We start from the raw sequence: 17,078 nt of genomic DNA, 5'->3' as shown, positions 1-17,078 counted from the left end.
CTGTCAGCAATTATTGACTGTTACCCTTTATCTTAGCCATAATACGCAAAATCACTGTGTATAAACACAATGTAAAGCTGGGTTGAGTACTTGCGGGCCTTCTGCCATAGTCCTTTCAAAGATTTCTTGGTGGAAATATTCGCGTCTCTAAAAAGCGAACAGGATTGATTAAAATAGTCAGTAACAACAAGTACGCGATATTTATCACAACTAGTGTTTATTTCGCTTCAACGTTGCTCAGTGCTGATACCAAACAAATAGGATGTGTGCTTCTATACCAGTTCAATAGAAATAAAGACATCCCAGGTGCAACGCGTTAAAACTAAGGAAAGTAGTGAAATTAGATATCGATAAGCTAAATTTTGACAAGTGTGAACAAGAGCAAATCCACATTCCCGAATCAATTCAGGGATATGGTTATCTTTTCGCATTTCATCGGGATTCTCTCAGAATATCTGTCATTAGCGCCAATACAGAAAATATTTTTGGTGACCTGACCTTAGTAGATATGCCTTTTTTTGATTTACTGGAAGAGGATTCTGACGAACGCAACTTTCTGCAAGAAACCTTTAGTCGGGTAGAGACAAGTAATACCCGACTGCCAATTCGGATTAAATTTAAGCAGTCGTTATTAGTGGCGGACACTGATTTAGAGTACTTTGCTGTCGTTTATGCAAGTGGACCCTATTACGTAGTCGAACTGGAGCCTTCTACTCAATTTAGAGAGCGATACAGCGCGGAGCAATATATAAAACTCTATGCTATGAGCATCGCTCCGCGTTTTAAGGCTCTAACCTCCCTTAGTGAAATGGCCCAGCAGATGGTCGAAACCATACGTTATTTGACCAGTATGGAACGCGTGGTTTTGTATAAGTTTAACGACGATCATTCAGGCAGAGTTATTGCTGAAGCAAAAGATGATGATTTGGAGTCATACATGGATTTGTATTACCCCGCCTCTGATATTCCGCCCCAGGCGAGGGAGTTATATAAAGTTAACTGGGTAAGGTTAGTGCCTGATGTCAACCTGCCTTCCTCCCCGCTGTTGCCAAGAACAAATGAAGTGCAGCGCACTCCATTGGATATGACCCATTCATTACTGCGAACGGTGTCACCTATTCATTTGCAATACATTCGCAATCAAGGTCTAAAAGCATCGTTTTCAGTTTCTTTAGTGACGGGTGGTGATCTTTACGGTCTCATTTCTTGTCACAGCCGACACCCTAGATATATATCCCAAGATGTAAGGCTTCAGTGTGAAAATTTAAGTCAGCTTTTCAGTTGGCATTTATTGGCCAAAGAGGAAGAGTTACTCTCCAAGAAAAAAAATGACACGGACCAAGCTGTCGATGACATGCTGGACTTGATCGGGCCTTCCAACTCTATCGTCAAGGTAATCAAAAGCGCCGAAACCGCTTTTCTAGAAGCAATGAACTGCGATGGGTTTATTTATTATTCCCAACAAGAAACCATCACGTTAGGGCAAACTTTGCCGATCAGCCTGGTAAAAATCTTAGTTGCAAGAGCCAGTGCTGAAAATCAGTTTCCTTATGTCATTGAAAATTTATTTGAACAATATAGCGCCGAAGAATTAAACGGTATCGCTGGCATAATGATCATCCCCCTATTTGAGAAAAAGAAATTTTTTACCGCATGGTTTCGCAAAGAAAGGATCCAAAACCAACGTTGGACAGGTGTTGAAAAAGAAACCTCTGCGAACGCATCGAAAAAAGAACGGCTTTCACCAAGAGCATCATTTCAAGTCAATATCCGGGAGATAACTGGGTATTGTCTTCCATTTGATCAGTCCGATATTACGACGGCTAATCGTCTAAATCGGATGTTTTTGGTGCACGCTCTCGATGCGCAAGATCGTATGCACAATAGCCTCACTAATTTAAAAAAGCAGGATAAATACCGCAATGAATTTTTGGCCACTTTGGCCCATGAGCTAAGAAATCCACTGACACCGATAAACACCGGTGTTGCGCTATTAGAGAATGAACCCGAAGCACCGGTAAGAAAACGAGTCGTTGCCATAATCAAGCGCCAAGCAGAATATATGTCGAAACTTATCAGCGATTTAATGGATGTTTCGCGTATCACTCGCGGCAAAATAAAAATCGATTTTGAACGTCTAAATTTGGAAGATACTATAGTTCATTCACTTGAAATTGTTGCCGAAATAATTGAACAAAAATCCCATCGTGTGAGTATAAAAAAACCCCTTAAGGCGCTGTTTGTTAACGGTGACCAAGCCCGTTTATCTCAAATATTTTCCAATGTTTTGCATAACGCTGCTAAGTATACTGAGCGCGAAGGCCTGATTGAGCTGGAAATTGAGTCCGAGGGGAAAAACGCGGTCATCACTATTGGCGATAATGGTTTGGGTATTCCACCTGATCGCTTAGAAGATGTATTTGACATGTTTACCCAGGTTGAAGCGCACTCTACTCATACAGAAGGCGGCCTTGGCATTGGTTTAACCCTAGTGCAAAAACTTGTGTTACTTCATCACGGTAGGATTTCTGTTACCAGTCAAGGCATTGGCACGGGAAGTCAGTTTAAAATTACATTACCACTGGTGGAACAGCCAGAAGTTGTGGTTCCCCCTCCTCAACCGCGCCCGCTATTGACAGGAAAAGGCAAAAAAATTCTATTCGTAGATGATAATGTCGATATTCTGGAAGCTTATTGCTTACTTTGTGACACCTTGGGCTATAAAACACTAGGTATATCCGATCCGTTAAAAGCCAAAGAAGCATTTAAAACATTTCAGCCGGACTTTGTTTTTCTTGATATTGGCATGCCAAATATAGACGGTTATGAACTGTGTAGAATTTTGCAAAAATTGTCCGAGGCAGCCAAAACGTCGTTTTATGCCCTAAGTGGATGGGGATCGAAAAAAGACATCGAACGTGCAAAGGATGCAGGCTTCAAGCAGCATTTCGTTAAACCAGTCTCATTACATACGTTGAAATCCGTTTTGGAAGAGTAATATTTGTTCTCTCGCAAAGCTGAAAAGCTTGTGTCTTAGCAGGCCCAAGCTCTGATACAAAATTACACTTTTTGAGTTACACGACGCATGTCGTCACAATGATCCATCCATTGCTTAAAGCAAATAAAGGTATTTAACGCGCTTTGGCAAATAAGATCATGATCAAGTTTGTGCGAACGCAGCTCTAAATAGTGTAAAAATTCACGCCAGTGTAACCCTGTATTTTTACCCCGCCCTTGAAAAAAACGCAAGGCATGCACACACTCAGGTAATGATTGACTAATATGTTTAAAAATCACCTGCCCACCTAGCAATGACCCCTCCTTAACATAAGTTAAGCCCAGTAGTTGTTCCTCATTGGTCAACGGCGGTATATTCTGACATATGCTGAGCTGTAAAGGGTCAACACCAGAAGCTCTCAAATCCTCTTGTAGCCATAATAACATCGGGCTTACCGGCATAGATGTATGATCGACATTTTGCAACAGCTGCCAATATCCATATTGCGCCTTTTGAATATAAACCAGATCATCTGCACTGATGTCAGGGCTGGTTAAAATACTCAGCAATGGGTGGGCATGTAATTGTAGATGAATTGAGCGGGTCACCGACCTCAATTTTTCACCGATCTGCATCTAAACGAGCTCCTAGCAAAGGGCAGTATATTCACGTAATTAAATGGGGATTTTTCAAACTAAGCGTAAGAAAAACTTGTCAAGATACGGATTTTACGTGCTTTATTGCTCCAATGGTATCGCTAATTTCGATGGCTGGTTTGGGTTATACTATGGTGTTAGACCACGGATACCACACATTACGCACCGGGTATTTAGAACCAGACTAATTGGCGTAATACCTCGCATCTATGTAAAAGGTAACGCTAAACAGTAGATATAAGGCCATTAAGTGGTATATTTTAGCTACATCCTATCCCTTGTCTAACCCTCTATTAAATTTAACTTATTTGGGAGATTTAATTATGCATAAGCCTAAAAGAGCATCAGACGCTCCTTACGCGATGGCTGTAGAGTCGGGTCACACATATTTTTGGTGTGCTTGTGGTGAAAGTAAATCACAACCCTATTGTGATGGTTCACATAAAGGTACAGATTTCGCACCGGTAAAATACCAGGCAACCAGGTCGAAAACCGTGTTTTTCTGTGGTTGTAAAGATACAGCATCCCCTCCGTTATGTGATGGTAGCCACAAATAACGGCATTAGATTTAATATCGGTGTTGGCGCAAAATTAAACGCCAGGCATAGCTGGGTAGGTTAACCCCAGGCTTTGCCCTCATATTGTTTTGGAAGTGAATAGGGTTAAATGAAAGCAAGTTTTTGGCATCAAAAATGGACAGCAGGAGACATCGCTTTTCATAACAGAAAAGCACACGCCTACTTGGTTGAACATGTTGCAAAATTGGAGCTGGCAAAAGGTAGTCGGATATTTCTGCCCCTGTGTGGTAAAACCCGGGATATTGGCTGGTTAGTTTCCCAAGGTTATCGTGTAGTAGGCGCAGAACTAAGTGAGTTCGCCGTTACCGAATTGTTTGACGAGTTGGGTGTACAGCCACAAATAACCAAGGAAAAAGAAGTAACGCGCTACCAAACACCCGATATTGATATCTTGGTGGGCAACATCTTTGATATCACCGCTGAAGATATGGGCCAGGTAGACGCAATCTATGATCGTGCGGCCCTGGTTGCCTTGCCAGCGGAGATGCGCGTTCAATATAGCGCCCACCTGATCGACATCAGCCAGAGCGCAGCGCAATTATTAATCACTTTTGAGTACGATCAACAGCTATTGGATGGCCCACCATTTTCCATCAGCGAGGCAGAATTACTCAACCATTATGGGTCGAGCTACCAGGTTACACTCATCACCCAAAAAAATGTGCCTGGAGGGCTAAAAGGGGTAGTGACAGCAATTGAAGCGCTTTGGTTATTTCAAAAAATCCGACCATAGCAGGTGTTTTTTCTTCATTCGTTTATCGCGTTGGCGCTGCAGGCTGCTGCTGGATTGATTGCAATCAGCCTAGTGTGGTTTCTTTGCGTAACTGGAGGATAAACTGATACATGAAGTCATTGCGTTTCATGGCTTCACGCCTAGCCGAGTTGGTATGCATGGATTTGCCTAGTAGCAGCAATTTTTGATAGAAATGATCCAGGGTAAACCGCTCGTCATTTGGTTCGCGGTGCTGGCAAAAGGGATCTACCGGACAATATAACGGCCGGTCAAGGGCCGCACTGACCTGAATACAACGTGCTACGCCTATGGCGCCTAATGCATCCAGGCGATCTGCGTCCTGTACTATGCTGGCTTCTATAGTTTGTGGTGTAACATTTGCGCTGAAGCTGTGGGCAACTATGGCATGGTGAATATGCCCAAAATGCTCCTGAGGGTAACCAATTTTAGTTAAAAATACTATGGCCTTATCGGCGGCAAGTTGGGAGCTGAGTGCCCTCTGGGGGTGGTCTTTTGCTAGGGTCTGGCAATCGTGTAACCAGGCCGCAGGCAATACAACGTCAATATTACCCTGCTCTTTGGCGCATAAAAAACGTGCGCTGTTAACCACACGCTGCACGTGTTGAAAATCATGGGCCAGATCGGTTTGCATTTCAGCCTGAATAAATTCTGCCATATTTGCTTCAAATCGGTTCACAAATAAATCCTTTATTGCCGCTGTGGATCTTAACACTCTTTTTTATTTGGCCGAATAATTGGCTAATTAATCCATTTACACAGTACCAAAGTGAGTGTAAACGATGTTCTATGTTAATTAAATGTAACTGAACATTCGTTAGGCTCACAAAACATAAAAACTGTTGTGCAAAAAAGATGTGAAACGCCCATCGCACAGCGACACATATTCTAAGCCACCACAGTAATGATTGTTTTAGAGTGCCCGGACTGATGTCTGCTCAGTAATAATGTCTGGCCATAAAGGCCGTCATTTCTACTTCGTTTATCAGACACAGACCTTTGCGGTTAAAGGCACCCAGGGTATCCTGATCGGGAAAACTGTAATAATTCCCCCCTACTGGCTGGGAAATTCGGGACACTTCCTGTCCTGTTGCAATGGTCGCTATCGCACCCAGGATTTGCTCACTACCGGCAACATAGAGTTGCAGCACCTGGGCCAAATAACAGCTGTTGTTATTCACTGCCAGTTCAGTGGTGGCCACTATGTCCCCCGTATCTATGCCCTTATCGCTGATATAGTGCAGTGTGGTGCCTAGCTGTGGTTCATCGTTGAGCATCGCCCAAAAGGTGGCCATCACGCCACGATAATTAGGCAACAAGCCGGAATGCAGATTTAGCACACCGTATTTAGCCAGGCGAATCACCTGGGGCTGTAGAATAACCCCGAAACGAATGCACAGGATCACATCCGGGCTACCTGCCTGAATAGTCGCAACGCCCTCAGCGCTATTGATGTGGTTAAGCTCCACAATGGAGCCGGTGGTAAGTTCGCTCAACTGAGCAAAGGATTGGCAACGCACTGGTCCCTGGGCAGTGTGCGCCCCTGACATAAATGCGCCGGTAATTTTTCCGCATTCAGCAGATTGCTTGAGTAACGCTTGCTCATAAAGCCCTAAACGCTGTAATTCAACGGGTTTTACGCCACTTCCGCCGACTCTGGCAGACAAAAAAATCGTTACGCGATGACCGGTCAAACCCGCTAGTAATAAGTTAACCGCGTAATTGCTGGCAATATCCCGGTTGGCTAAGATGGTTATATTCATTGAAATCCTTTGGCTGTTTGCGCCACCGATGTTTGAACTTATCTGTGCCTAGACATGGGGCATCGTCTTACGGTGACTCGGATGAGCCCGTTAGAACCGGCTGTCATTTTCGCAAGGTATACCATCGCTATCCCCGTCCATGCGTGGATCAGGGCAGTGCTGCAAGAAATATTCTGCCTCGCCACGAGACGTCATCTGACTACAATACTGACGACCGTCACACCGAAAATTCATGATAGTTGGCGCCGGCTGTCTGGATAAGTTAATACGGGGTTTATGTGGTGTAGATGTGGATTGCATCATGGGGCTTTTTGTTTCAAGGCTACCGGTGGCCACAGCCTGGGCACTAGACAGTCGCCCGCAAAGGGCCAAAACAAGGGTAGCGGCTAATATATATGGCTGCATAGGGAAAATAACCTGAGTAACTAATACCTGCCCATTACAGCAAAATTCCCAATAAGAAGCATGTTATTTTAGTTATTTAAACGGCTATTTGCGGTGTTTTAGCCGTTAGACACGGCATTATTCTGCTGCACCTAACGACCGACAACGCCTCATCGCCCGTTAGTTAGCACCTATGCTCAAGTTGGTATTTTGTTGCCATGGAAATTTCACTTTAAGTAAGTGGCTCCCTTCATCCCACCAGGCACCGCTAGGATGTAGCAGCAATTCGGCCTCAGTGGAATAAAGGTCCAGCGTTTTTCCGCCGGCTTGCAGTTTTTCACTCCCCTCACGCCAGTTGTGGATCACCACTGTCAGCTCACGGGTTAGCGGCATGCCTTGGTACTCACCATTTCGGGCCAGGCCGATCTGCAAATTATCGCCATGTTGCTCGGCCTTGAAATTCAAGGTTTCGAACTGGCCACTTTTGAGAGCTTCGGGATCTACTCCGTCATCGTCATACATCACCCCTTGGGCGGATAGTACGGACTCATGAGCATAATAATGTAATTCGAGCTTGTCCGTAACATAGTCATCGGTGGATTGGAACGGTGCCACCATAGGTACGAAGGAGCCAGCTCTGACCATTACTGGCAACGTGGTTAGAGAAAGCGACAGATTTATATTCTGGGATCCTGAATAGACTTTATCTGTCCAAAAATCAAACCAACGTCCTTGGGGTAATTGCATGCTGATGGTTTCAATACCTGCCTCGGTCACAGGTTTGATCAAAAACGCGTCCCCCCAAAAATACTGGTCCTTGATGTCCATAAGGGCGCTGTCGGTTTCATCTTCGAAAAACATAGGGCGCATCAATGGCAGGCCGGTTCGGCTATTTTGGTAAGCCAGAGAATAGTTATAGGGCAGCATGGCATAACGCAACTTGACGTACGGGCGCAAAATATCCCGGGTTTGCTGATCATGAAATACCGGCTCTGGAGCAATGTTGTCTTGGGCATGGGGCCGAAAAACCGGTTGAAAGACACCATATTGCAACCAGCGGATATACATTTCCTGATCGAAGACTTCGCCACCAGCAAAACCGCCCAAATCTGAATGGGTATAACCCATACCTAATAATCCCATTTGCAGGGACAACTCTACTTGTGGCTTCAATCCATCCCATGAACGACTGACATCACCTGTCCAGGGGATCATGCCATAGCGCTGTGAGCCGACAAACCCCGAACGCATCATAATAAACGGGCGTTGTTGTGGGGCGATGACACGCTGATTTTCATATACACGCTGAGCCCATTTATGGCCGTAGACATTGTGAATTTCATCACCGGTTACGCTGACTCCGTCTAACTGATGTATGGTATCCCCGGGGTGCACTTCCGGCTCGCCTAAATCGCCCCACCAACCTGCCACACCCTGTTTGTACAAATCGGTGTAGATCTGGTTAAACCAATTACTGGCGTTATCATCAAATACATCCACCAAACCGGTATTACCAAAATAAAAATCAAACTGGCGGGGTTTACCTCCCAGGTTTTTGGCTAAGGCATCATGTTTAACCGCATTGGCCCATTTAGCCGAAGAGGACAAAATAAAGGGCTCAGTGATCACCACTGTTTTCACGCCCTGGGCTTTCAGATCGGTAATCATCTGCACCGGAGTTGGAAAAGCCTTTTTGTCCCAGGCCAGATTACCCATGTGGCCTTTGATATCGGCCCCAAACCAGTATAGATCCAGAACAAGGGCATCTAAGGGGAAATCCTGTTCGATAAAACGCTGTACCGTGTCACGAGTTTCCTGCTCGGTATGGTAGCCAAAACGTGAGGCAAAATTGCCCAGGGCCCAACGGGGTGGCAAGGGTTGAGTGCCCGTTACTTGGACATAATGTGCGATCAAGTCTGGATAGGTTTGACCGGCTATCACGATATAACTGGTGCGCCCGCCGATGGCTTCAAATTGCATGATATCCCCTTCGGTGGCCCCTAAATCCATATAGCCGCTGGCGGAATTATCAAAAATCAGGGCATATTTGTTGCTCGACATCACGGCGGGCAAACCAAAATACATCTGGTTAGACTCATTGCCGTAACCATAATGGGCTTTGTTATACAGGGGGAAACGTTGACCCCTGCGATCCATGCCTAATATACGTTCGCCACCGCCCAGTAATTTTTCACCGGTTTGCAGAGCGAAACGAAATCCTCTCAGGGTATCTTGTTTGAATAGACCAACCTCTTCGGCCAACAAGAGTTTGTCGCCCTGGTAATAGCTAATACTAAGCGGCGATTTAGCAATGACCGCTTTTAACCCCTCTACCTGAAAAAGCAACGATTGGGCTTGATCATCCAAGGTCACTTCGGTTGTCAGAGGTGGATCACCAATGGCAAAGGAAGGTAGCTGTTTAGTATGCACGGGTTGGTAAAAAACCTCAAAGGCATGGGCATTGTAGGCCGTTAACGTCACCTGCCCTTCGTCGGTTTGTATTATCAGGCTTTGTCCCTGTAGTTCATGGTCAAGATAACGGGCAGCAGAACCCAACCCACTGACTATCAGCAGACTGGCTAGCAGCAGTGATCTGGCAAATAGACGCAGGTTTCTAAAATTAGTATGGATCATAGGGTAGGTATCACTAGTTGGTTAGCGCCAGCCATAAAGGCCGGCGTATGGGAATCATTTAAATAACCATTGCACGGCAGCCGGAAAGGCTTCGCGCCATAATTTTTCGTTGTGTTCACCACCTTCAATTCTGGTAAAAAACATATTCTGGCGGGGATGACCTTGTTGTTTCAGCTGGCGTTGCATTTTGTCGGTATCACCAATCATGCCGTCTCCCTCCTCACTTCCAAATAACACATAGAGGCGAGCCTGATCATCTGCCCGATGGGATTTGGTATGGGCAAAAACCTCGCTGGAATACCAGTAAGACGGGGAGAATATCCCGGCTTTACCAAAGACTTTGGGATGTTGATGAATAGCATAATGGGCCATTAAGCCGCCCATTGAACTGCCCAAGATACCGGTATATTGTGTCTGTGGCAGGGTTCGGTAATTGGTATCTATGTAAGGTTTTACCACCTCGACGATAAACTGCAGATATTGTTCACCTTGGGCTTCACCAAAACGCTTGTTCGGCCAGGGACTTAATTCATTCATACGAGAATCGCCGCCGTTATCAATTCCCACGACTATCAGCTCCAGACCTTTTTCTGCGGCCAATTTATTAAGACTTTCATCGACGCCCCACTCACCCGCATGGGCCGTGGCATTATCAAATAAATTCTGCCCATCTTGCATATACAGCACCGGGTACTGTTTTGTGCTGGCCTCGTAACTCGGTGGCAAATACAAGCGAACCGTGCGGATGCGCTCAACTTCGGGAATTAAAAACCCCATGGGTAATACGCTGACATTAGGTGCAGCGGTTGATTGCACCGAGACATTTTCTGTGCATCCAACCAGGCCCGTTAAGGCTAGGCCCAATAAGGCTAGGCCCAATAGATAGCAGCCTGCAGTGTGTTTAATTTTTATCACAAGTTTGCCTGTATGGGCCTACTACGGCACCGTTTTTGATTACCTCGGTGTTTATTCAACGAGGGTAAAAACCATAGATTGCAGGGGCGCTAGCGCAACCGCAATATGACCTGCCCCGTCCTCGACTTGCAACTGGGCTGGTTGATCGGTTAGCAGATCCTGCAGAGCATGGGTACCAGAGTCCAATTTCCAGCTAGCCATTATTTGGGAGGGTAAGTGTAAATCGAATTCATAGGCCTGCTCTGCGTCAAAATTAGTGATCACGATCAGCTTTTGGTGTTTTGACCAGCGAACGAAAGAGAAAATCCGTTGATCATAAGTGCTGTTTGCATCCAAGTTGGCCTGATGCAGACTGGCATATTGACCGCCCATGGCGGGGGCTTGGGCAGAGAGTTGCAATACTTTACTGTAGTACTTACGCAGGGCGCGTTGCTGCTTGCTTAAGCCCCCTCCATCGAATTTGCCATGGTTCATCCAGCGTTGATGGGCCGGTACCCCGGCATAATCAAAGATAGTGGTTCGCGAGGGATCACCATAGCCGGTTTCTTCACTGCCATCTTCGCCGACTTCCTGGGCAAAATACACCATACTCGCTGCCCGGTTAATTAACGAAGACACCACCAGAGCGGGTTTGCCCTTTTCGGCACTGCCGGCAAATTGTGGGCTGGCGATACGCTGTTCGTCGTGATTTTCCAGAAAGTTCAGCATATGCATATCGATATCTTGCAAACTTTTCTGGATGGTTGCCAAGGTATCGGTCGGCGCCTTGTTTTGCATTATGGCCCGCAGCGTGTCGTAGGTATCGACTTTGTCATACAGATAATCCATTTTACCCAATTGAATAAAATCGCGATAAAGTGCAGGGTTATAAACCTCTGCGAGTAAAAAGGTTTCGGGATTAGCCAGTTTTATAGATGAATTCAAATAACTCCAAAACTCAACCGGCACCAGTTCGGCCACATCATAACGAAAGCCGTCTACCCCTTTTGCTATCCAGTACAGGGCAATATCGCGGTATTTGTGCCAGGAGTCGGGCACTTTTTTGTCGGCCCAAAAAGCGGCGTGAGCTGCGTAATCTTTGTGGCGAAATTCCTCCGGTAAACTCGGGAAGTCATGGCTCCCATCAGGTTTGACCCCATAGTTGATTTTTATGGTCTCGTACCAATCATCGCTCTTGGGCTGCGCTTTACGAGAACCATTGCCAGTCCACTTTGCCGGCGACTCACTGAACTTGCCGTCTGCCAAGGGATGACGATCACCACCTAAGGGCCGGTAACCGTGAGTAGATTCTGGTACTTTGAAATCTTTGCCTACGACATAATAAAAATTATTGTCCTGGGCATACTCTACAGTTTGGTCATCATTTTCACCAAAATCTGCGATACCTTGTGGCATGGTGATCGAGTGGTAATTGCGGGCCACATGATTGGGTACGATATCGATGATCACACGCATACCATGTTTATGGGTACGTTTGATCAACGCCTCGAATTCTTCCAGACGCTTGGCGGGATCATCGGCCAAGTCCGGATCAACTGTGTAATAGTCTTTGACCGCATACGGCGAGCCCGCACGGCCTTTCACTACATCGGGATCATCTTGACTGATGCCGTAAGCCGTATAATCGGTGATCACACCATGATGAGGCACACCGGTATACCAGATATAAGTTGTACCCAGTTGTTTGATCCCCTCTAGGGCTTTATCGGTAAAATCACTGAATTTACCCACCCCATTTTCAGCAATCGTGCCCCAGGCAATATTACTGGTTTGAGTATTGCCAAATAATCGGGTGAAAACTTGGTATACCACAGGTTTGCCTTGCATCTCTTGCATAGTTTCCTCAACTTCGGCCACAACGCTGTCGTCTGAGGACGGTACCAATTCTTGGCCGTCAACCTCTGGTATGGTTGTCGCGGTCGCGCTGGGCTCTACTTCCTCAGTAGGAACTGTATCTGAGTTCGCAGTAGTGGAATAATAACCGCCAGGAGCACAGGCGAATAACACCCCAAGGGTAACGGAAATCAGGCTCAATCGAGCCAAAGGCCGCTTGGATAAAAATGTCATAACAATTATTCCATGACACTCCAGTAGCTACGCTTACGGTTTAGCGCCTAATAAAATCACACTGAAGTGCTGTTTAGTTTTAATAAGTTAATCACAAATCATACCTGTCGACATCCCGTGGTAACAGGTGATTACATACGTATTCAAAAATATTAATCCGCTCACAGCAATTTAAGGGCAATTTGCCGAAACGCTCGGGACGCGGAAAAATCAGCAGTATAGGTGTTGTGCACTAGCGCTACACGTTCCATAGGGTAATGGGTCAACTGATGTGCCGTTCCCAGGTTTTTATGCCAATTGGTATTATACAAATTTTATGCAGCTATACGAGCCTAAAGCTCACAGTATGAAGATTGTTTACCCGACCTACTTCAATTTCCCAGCTCAATGTTCTTCTCAGTCCGGTTCACGATTTTATCTGCCAATAAAGGAATAACTCAACCAACCCCCTTATTTATGGAAGATCCCCCTGGTTCACTTGATTATATATCTATCTTAGGGAGCATTTTAATGTGGTTTAGCGCTTAAGCCTGCTACCATATGCCTCTTTGAATTTGAGGCCGATTTATGAAATTACTTATCCGTAACCTGGACAGAAACACAAGCGAAACAGAGCTAAAAACCTTATTTGAAGGTTATGGCATGGTGCAGTCTTGTAATGTGGTGATCGACAAGGCCACGGGTTTATCCAAAGGTTTCGGTTTTGTTGAGATGCCTAAACCGGGTGAAGCCAAAGCGGCAGTAATCAGTTTAAATGGTTACCAACTCGGTACCAGCAAAATCCGGGTTAAAAAGGCCGAAGAGAAAGAAACACCCGCCAGTTAGTGAATAGCCAACGTACACCTTTTGTTTGCTGCAGATTTTTAAGCTAAGTTGTAGCCTTATGAGCGGGGGCCTACCCTCGCCACACGTTACACCAACAATTTGTTTATGAATTGAAAAAACACCTAAAGGGCCAACCTAACTAAACCCCTTGACCTGACCAGACTGGCCCCACAATAGATCAATTTGGTGCTGAAAAGAACCAAGGTGACCATTGCTATAGAATTGTTCCCAGCCTACCTGGCCTGGAGGGGCAATCAATTGAGCATGTTCTAGGCGCCGCACAACCTCTTTTGCTACTGCGCCTTCAGTGTTGATGAGTAATACATCCGGCCCCGCCACTTGCGCTATAACGTGGGCCAAAAATCCGTAGTGCGTACACCCCAGAACGAGGGTATCGGCGCCTTTTTCAATCAGAGGTAGTACATACTTTTTGACGACGTTAACCGCATCGGCGTAATCCAGCTTTAATGCCTCGACTTGTCTGACGAGATCGGGACAGGGCATGATTTCAATTTTGACGTTTGCACCGACTCTGCTGGCCAGGGCGGCAAAGGAATTGGTAATCAAGGTTTTTGAGGTCGCCAAAACACCCACTACCCCGCTTTTTGTGTGAAGTATGCCGGGCATGATCCCCGGTTCGACACCCACAAATGGCAGGGGATAACGGGCACGCAGTGTGGCTATGCAGGCCGTAGTGGCCGTATTGCAGGCCACAACGACAGCTTTAACGTTTTGCGCAAACAGAAAATCTGTTACCGCCAGGGAACGTTGTAAAATATACTCATCAGATCTGTCGCCATAGGGCGCATGGAATGTATCGGCGACGTAAATGAGGTGATCATTGGGCAGCAATGCCCTAATTTGTTTGGCAATTGACAGACCACCGATACCCGAATCAAATATCCCGATGGGATCACACTGCGCCATATGTTCCTATATTAACCAACAGGTTTCACAATTACTTAATTACAAAAAAGAGCGCACAAATACCCCAAAATATATTTTTTCAGGTTGAGGTTTTGGCCTCCTCATCAGGCATTTATATACGTTTTTAAATATTTGTGCAAAACATCCCTGATTAAATGACCTGTGTAGCGAAGGCCTGTGGATGCAGGAAAAACCTATTTGCCGATATTTATCACATAGGGGCAGGCCACCTTGCTGCCCTGTTGTTTATACTGCATCCTGATGAACAAAACGCCAATGAGTTTGACACGGTTATCGCCTATCCTAATCTTAATAGCCCAAGCGAACGGCCAATAAAAAAATCACAACGGCAGCCAAACAAAAGCCGCTCAATTGAGCGGCTTACAGATAATTCCTAGCGGGCAAGGATTAAGTCAGATCCATCTCCTGGATAATTTCGTGAGCGATATCTGGTGTAGTAACCTGGGGTTTTTTATGCAAATCCTCTTTCAATTGGCCTTTGCGATGTTTAAGGGCCGCATCCAATTTTTTGCCCGCTTTGGCTATAGCCGGGTACATCACTGTATTTTGCGCGGAGGCTGAAATCCGACTGCCCTCGTAATTGGTTCTAATCTCAATGTCATACTCGCCATGTTCTTTGGATATGATGATATCTAGTACTATCAGGGTGGGAAAATGAATGGCTAGTTTAGAAAACTTCTCGTTGACGTGTTCTTTTACGGTATCGCTTACATCTACATGGTGACCAGAAAGATTTATTTTCATAGGTTTTCCTCTTGGATTAACGTTACTTCTTTTTCGTTACTGTTTTCTTTGACTTAACAATAGAGCTTGGGGCAGTTGCGGTGAAACACAAGTATTTCGAATAGGAATTTACACGAACTTAGGTTTGCACTGTTTAATCGCTTAATTTGTCAGCAAAATATGCCCAGTCTACTGAGTTTTGTCCTCCCTACCCTTTAAAACATAAAATGCCGGGAAACGCCAATAACCTCTTATACATTGAAACGCTCTGATCAGACCCCAGTGTTATTAGAGAGAGTGTAAATACTATAAACACTGTAGCAAACGACGCCAGCATGTTTAGCGGTAAGATAAAAAGAGTAATTCCATACGAAGGAGAAGTTAAAATGAAAAAGACACTTATTATAGGCGCAAGCGGACAAATCGGTAAAATGACAGCCCAGCAACTGTTAGCCGATGGCCAAGCGGTGATAGCCTTAGTGCGCGACAAGGATAAATTGACTGATATTTCCAGCGATCAACTGCGCATTGTTGAGGCAGATTTGGAAAATGACTTCAGCCAGGCATTTGAAGATTGCGATCAGGTCATTTTCAGTGCGGGTTCCGGTGGCAAAACAGGCGCAGACAAAACCATGCTCATTGATTTATGGGCGGCATGTAAAGCTGTCGATTACGCAAAAGCGGCTAACGTGTCACATTTTGTCATGGTCAGCTCTATTGGCGCGGACGATCCCTCTCAAGGTGCAGAAAAAATGAGGCCTTACCTGGTTGCCAAACACATGGCCGACGAACACTTGATCCACAGTGGGCTAAATTACACTATTTTTAGGCCCGGCTCATTAACTGATAATGACGCCACAGGCAAAGTGCGAACCCTGAGGCCCAGCAGCAAAGAAGATATGACCATTAACCGTGAAGATGCTGCTTGCGCACTAACCTATGCAGTGGGCAAACCTGAATTAACTGGCAAGGTATTAGAGTTATTTAACGGCGACAAAACCCTCGCTGAAGTATTAAATTAATCCATTTATTAGACGTTAATCTTAATAAGTCCATGGGCAAAGATGAAGTATCAAGGCCAGTACAAAGCTGGCTTTTTTCATACCTGTCTTTAGAGACTGAGACAAAAGCAGCCAGCTATCTTGGGCGGTTAGTTTGCTGTTTGGTTTCATGGTCTGTGCATTTAACCATGTTAGGACATGCCGCGTTTTATTTAACCAGAATGCCTAAGCGGCGGCACCTCCAATGGGTAAAATTACCCATTTAATATTTTTCATCAAACCGTGATAGTGGTGATTGCTTAATATAAAATGACGTGCCAAGCATCGATATCGATATAAATAATGTCATTATTCTCTCTATTCTTTATTGTTACATGTATCATTTGTTTTTCATTATTTAACCAATTAAGATATTTAGGCTCTTATTTTGGCTTAAAAACCAGAAAGGGCCCTTCACCTGCAACTTATAATTGAATAATAAAGTCAGATGCTTAGCCGTTGCGTTTGACGCAACATAAGTTGCAATACACGTTTAAGGAAGTAGTGTGAATAAAATATTTAGATTGTTAATTATTGCGGTGCTCATATTTGCTGCACTTAGTTCCTACCATTATGGCAATGCGACTGGAATGTTTTTGTTCATCATTCTCGGTTTTGTTTTTGAAGGTCTATTTTGGTTTAGTCTTTTTCGAAAAAAATACACGTAAAGCGATACTATTTTTAGTAACCATTAATATGGTGTCAAATAATTCTTTAGCCATGAAATGGTCATCAACTAACTGAGCACGCTCATTTACACAAATCTATTACCACCAGGCGGCATTAGGCTTGTCTT

14 protein-coding genes are annotated in these 17,078 nt (G+C 45.1%); 5 read left to right on the top strand and 9 right to left on the bottom strand.

What is annotated here, in order from left to right:
• Nucleotides 1–334 precede the first annotated feature (334 nt).
• The gene (locus AC3RV5_RS10090; protein ID WP_489731794.1) at nt 335–2,998 is read left to right on the top strand and encodes an ATP-binding protein; all 2,664 of its coding nucleotides are present in this window, start codon (nt 335–337) and stop codon (nt 2,996–2,998) included.
• A 62-nt stretch (nt 2,999–3,060) separates the two neighbouring features.
• Here the strand turns inward: AC3RV5_RS10090 and AC3RV5_RS10085 are convergent, their stop codons facing one another.
• Nucleotides 3,061–3,633 carry a biliverdin-producing heme oxygenase gene (locus tag AC3RV5_RS10085; protein ID WP_489731793.1) on the bottom strand — a complete coding sequence of 191 codons (573 nt, stop codon included), beginning with the start codon at nt 3,631–3,633 and terminating at the stop codon, nt 3,061–3,063.
• Between the two features lie 344 nt (nt 3,634–3,977).
• On the opposite strand from AC3RV5_RS10085, the gene AC3RV5_RS10080 reads away from it, so the two are divergent.
• Both AC3RV5_RS10080 and tmpT read left to right on the top strand, forming a co-directional pair.
• On the top strand, nt 3,978–4,211 hold the full coding sequence (locus AC3RV5_RS10080; RefSeq protein ID WP_489731792.1) for a CDGSH iron-sulfur domain-containing protein: 234 nt from the start codon (nt 3,978–3,980) through the stop codon (nt 4,209–4,211).
• A 109-nt stretch (nt 4,212–4,320) separates the two neighbouring features.
• Nucleotides 4,321–4,965: a thiopurine S-methyltransferase gene (tmpT, locus tag AC3RV5_RS10075; protein ID WP_489731791.1), complete on the top strand. Its 645-nt coding sequence runs from the start codon at nt 4,321–4,323 to the stop codon at nt 4,963–4,965.
• Between the two features lie 64 nt (nt 4,966–5,029).
• Here the strand turns inward: tmpT and AC3RV5_RS10070 are convergent, their stop codons facing one another.
• From AC3RV5_RS10070 to AC3RV5_RS10045, 6 genes are all read right to left on the bottom strand, one after another.
• The gene (locus tag AC3RV5_RS10070; RefSeq protein ID WP_489731790.1) at nt 5,030–5,662 is read right to left on the bottom strand and encodes an HD domain-containing protein; all 633 of its coding nucleotides are present in this window, start codon (nt 5,660–5,662) and stop codon (nt 5,030–5,032) included.
• 259 nt (nt 5,663–5,921) lie between these two features.
• Nucleotides 5,922–6,746, bottom strand: a complete 825-nt coding sequence (locus AC3RV5_RS10065; RefSeq protein ID WP_489731789.1) for a formyl transferase — start codon at nt 6,744–6,746, stop codon at nt 5,922–5,924.
• A 90-nt stretch (nt 6,747–6,836) separates the two neighbouring features.
• A complete protein-coding gene (locus AC3RV5_RS10060; protein ID WP_489731788.1) occupies nt 6,837–7,151 on the bottom strand; it encodes an excalibur calcium-binding domain-containing protein in 315 nt (104 codons plus the stop codon).
• 159 nt (nt 7,152–7,310) lie between these two features.
• Complete coding sequence (locus AC3RV5_RS10055; protein WP_489731787.1) at nt 7,311–9,764, bottom strand: glycoside hydrolase family 31 protein; 2,454 nt, start codon at nt 9,762–9,764, stop codon at nt 7,311–7,313.
• A 54-nt stretch (nt 9,765–9,818) separates the two neighbouring features.
• Nucleotides 9,819–10,679 (bottom strand): alpha/beta hydrolase, encoded by an 861-nt coding sequence (locus tag AC3RV5_RS10050; RefSeq protein WP_489731786.1) that lies wholly within the window; start codon nt 10,677–10,679, stop codon nt 9,819–9,821.
• 51 nt (nt 10,680–10,730) lie between these two features.
• Entirely contained in the window at nt 10,731–12,515 is a 1,785-nt protein-coding gene (locus AC3RV5_RS10045; protein ID WP_489732131.1) for an alpha-amylase family protein, read from the bottom strand.
• Nucleotides 12,516–13,313: 798 nt separating this feature from the next.
• Here AC3RV5_RS10045 and AC3RV5_RS10040 point away from each other — a divergent pair.
• Nucleotides 13,314–13,571 carry an RNA recognition motif domain-containing protein gene (locus AC3RV5_RS10040; protein WP_489731785.1) on the top strand — a complete coding sequence of 86 codons (258 nt, stop codon included), beginning with the start codon at nt 13,314–13,316 and terminating at the stop codon, nt 13,569–13,571.
• A gap of 135 nt (nt 13,572–13,706) precedes the next feature.
• Here the strand turns inward: AC3RV5_RS10040 and murI are convergent, their stop codons facing one another.
• A complete protein-coding gene (gene murI / locus AC3RV5_RS10035; RefSeq protein WP_489731784.1) occupies nt 13,707–14,498 on the bottom strand; it encodes a glutamate racemase in 792 nt (263 codons plus the stop codon).
• A 408-nt stretch (nt 14,499–14,906) separates the two neighbouring features.
• Nucleotides 14,907–15,263, bottom strand: coding sequence for a ribosome hibernation-promoting factor, HPF/YfiA family (hpf, locus tag AC3RV5_RS10030; RefSeq protein ID WP_489731783.1), 357 nt, complete (start codon nt 15,261–15,263; stop codon nt 14,907–14,909).
• A 365-nt stretch (nt 15,264–15,628) separates the two neighbouring features.
• Between hpf and AC3RV5_RS10025 the strand changes: the two genes are divergently transcribed.
• On the top strand, nt 15,629–16,264 hold the full coding sequence (locus AC3RV5_RS10025) for an SDR family oxidoreductase (protein WP_489731782.1): 636 nt from the start codon (nt 15,629–15,631) through the stop codon (nt 16,262–16,264).
• The last annotated feature ends 814 nt before the right edge of the window (nt 16,265–17,078 follow it).

The sequence above is a fragment of the Paraglaciecola sp. IT1134 genome, assembly GCF_058068185.1.
Note: the sequence above shows the minus strand (reverse complement) of the source record. Positions and strands in the feature narration are given on the sequence as shown.

What these genes read in the sequence shown, in the direction of transcription:
- AC3RV5_RS10085 (WP_489731793.1), bottom strand. Translation starts at nt 3,633, where the DNA reads ATGCAGATCGGTGAAAAATTGAGGTCGGTGACCCGCTCAATTCATCTA.
- AC3RV5_RS10080 (WP_489731792.1), top strand. Translation starts at nt 3,978, where the DNA reads ATGCATAAGCCTAAAAGAGCATCAGACGCTCCTTACGCGATGGCTGTA.
- tmpT (WP_489731791.1), top strand. Translation starts at nt 4,321, where the DNA reads ATGAAAGCAAGTTTTTGGCATCAAAAATGGACAGCAGGAGACATCGCT.
- AC3RV5_RS10065 (WP_489731789.1), bottom strand. Translation starts at nt 6,746, where the DNA reads ATGAATATAACCATCTTAGCCAACCGGGATATTGCCAGCAATTACGCG.
- AC3RV5_RS10060 (WP_489731788.1), bottom strand. Translation starts at nt 7,151, where the DNA reads ATGCAGCCATATATATTAGCCGCTACCCTTGTTTTGGCCCTTTGCGGG.
- AC3RV5_RS10055 (WP_489731787.1), bottom strand. Translation starts at nt 9,764, where the DNA reads ATGATCCATACTAATTTTAGAAACCTGCGTCTATTTGCCAGATCACTG.
- AC3RV5_RS10045 (WP_489732131.1), bottom strand. Translation starts at nt 12,515, where the DNA reads ATGCAAGAGATGCAAGGCAAACCTGTGGTATACCAAGTTTTCACCCGA.
- AC3RV5_RS10040 (WP_489731785.1), top strand. Translation starts at nt 13,314, where the DNA reads ATGAAATTACTTATCCGTAACCTGGACAGAAACACAAGCGAAACAGAG.
- murI (WP_489731784.1), bottom strand. Translation starts at nt 14,498, where the DNA reads ATGGCGCAGTGTGATCCCATCGGGATATTTGATTCGGGTATCGGTGGT.
- hpf (WP_489731783.1), bottom strand. Translation starts at nt 15,263, where the DNA reads ATGAAAATAAATCTTTCTGGTCACCATGTAGATGTAAGCGATACCGTA.
- AC3RV5_RS10025 (WP_489731782.1), top strand. Translation starts at nt 15,629, where the DNA reads ATGAAAAAGACACTTATTATAGGCGCAAGCGGACAAATCGGTAAAATG.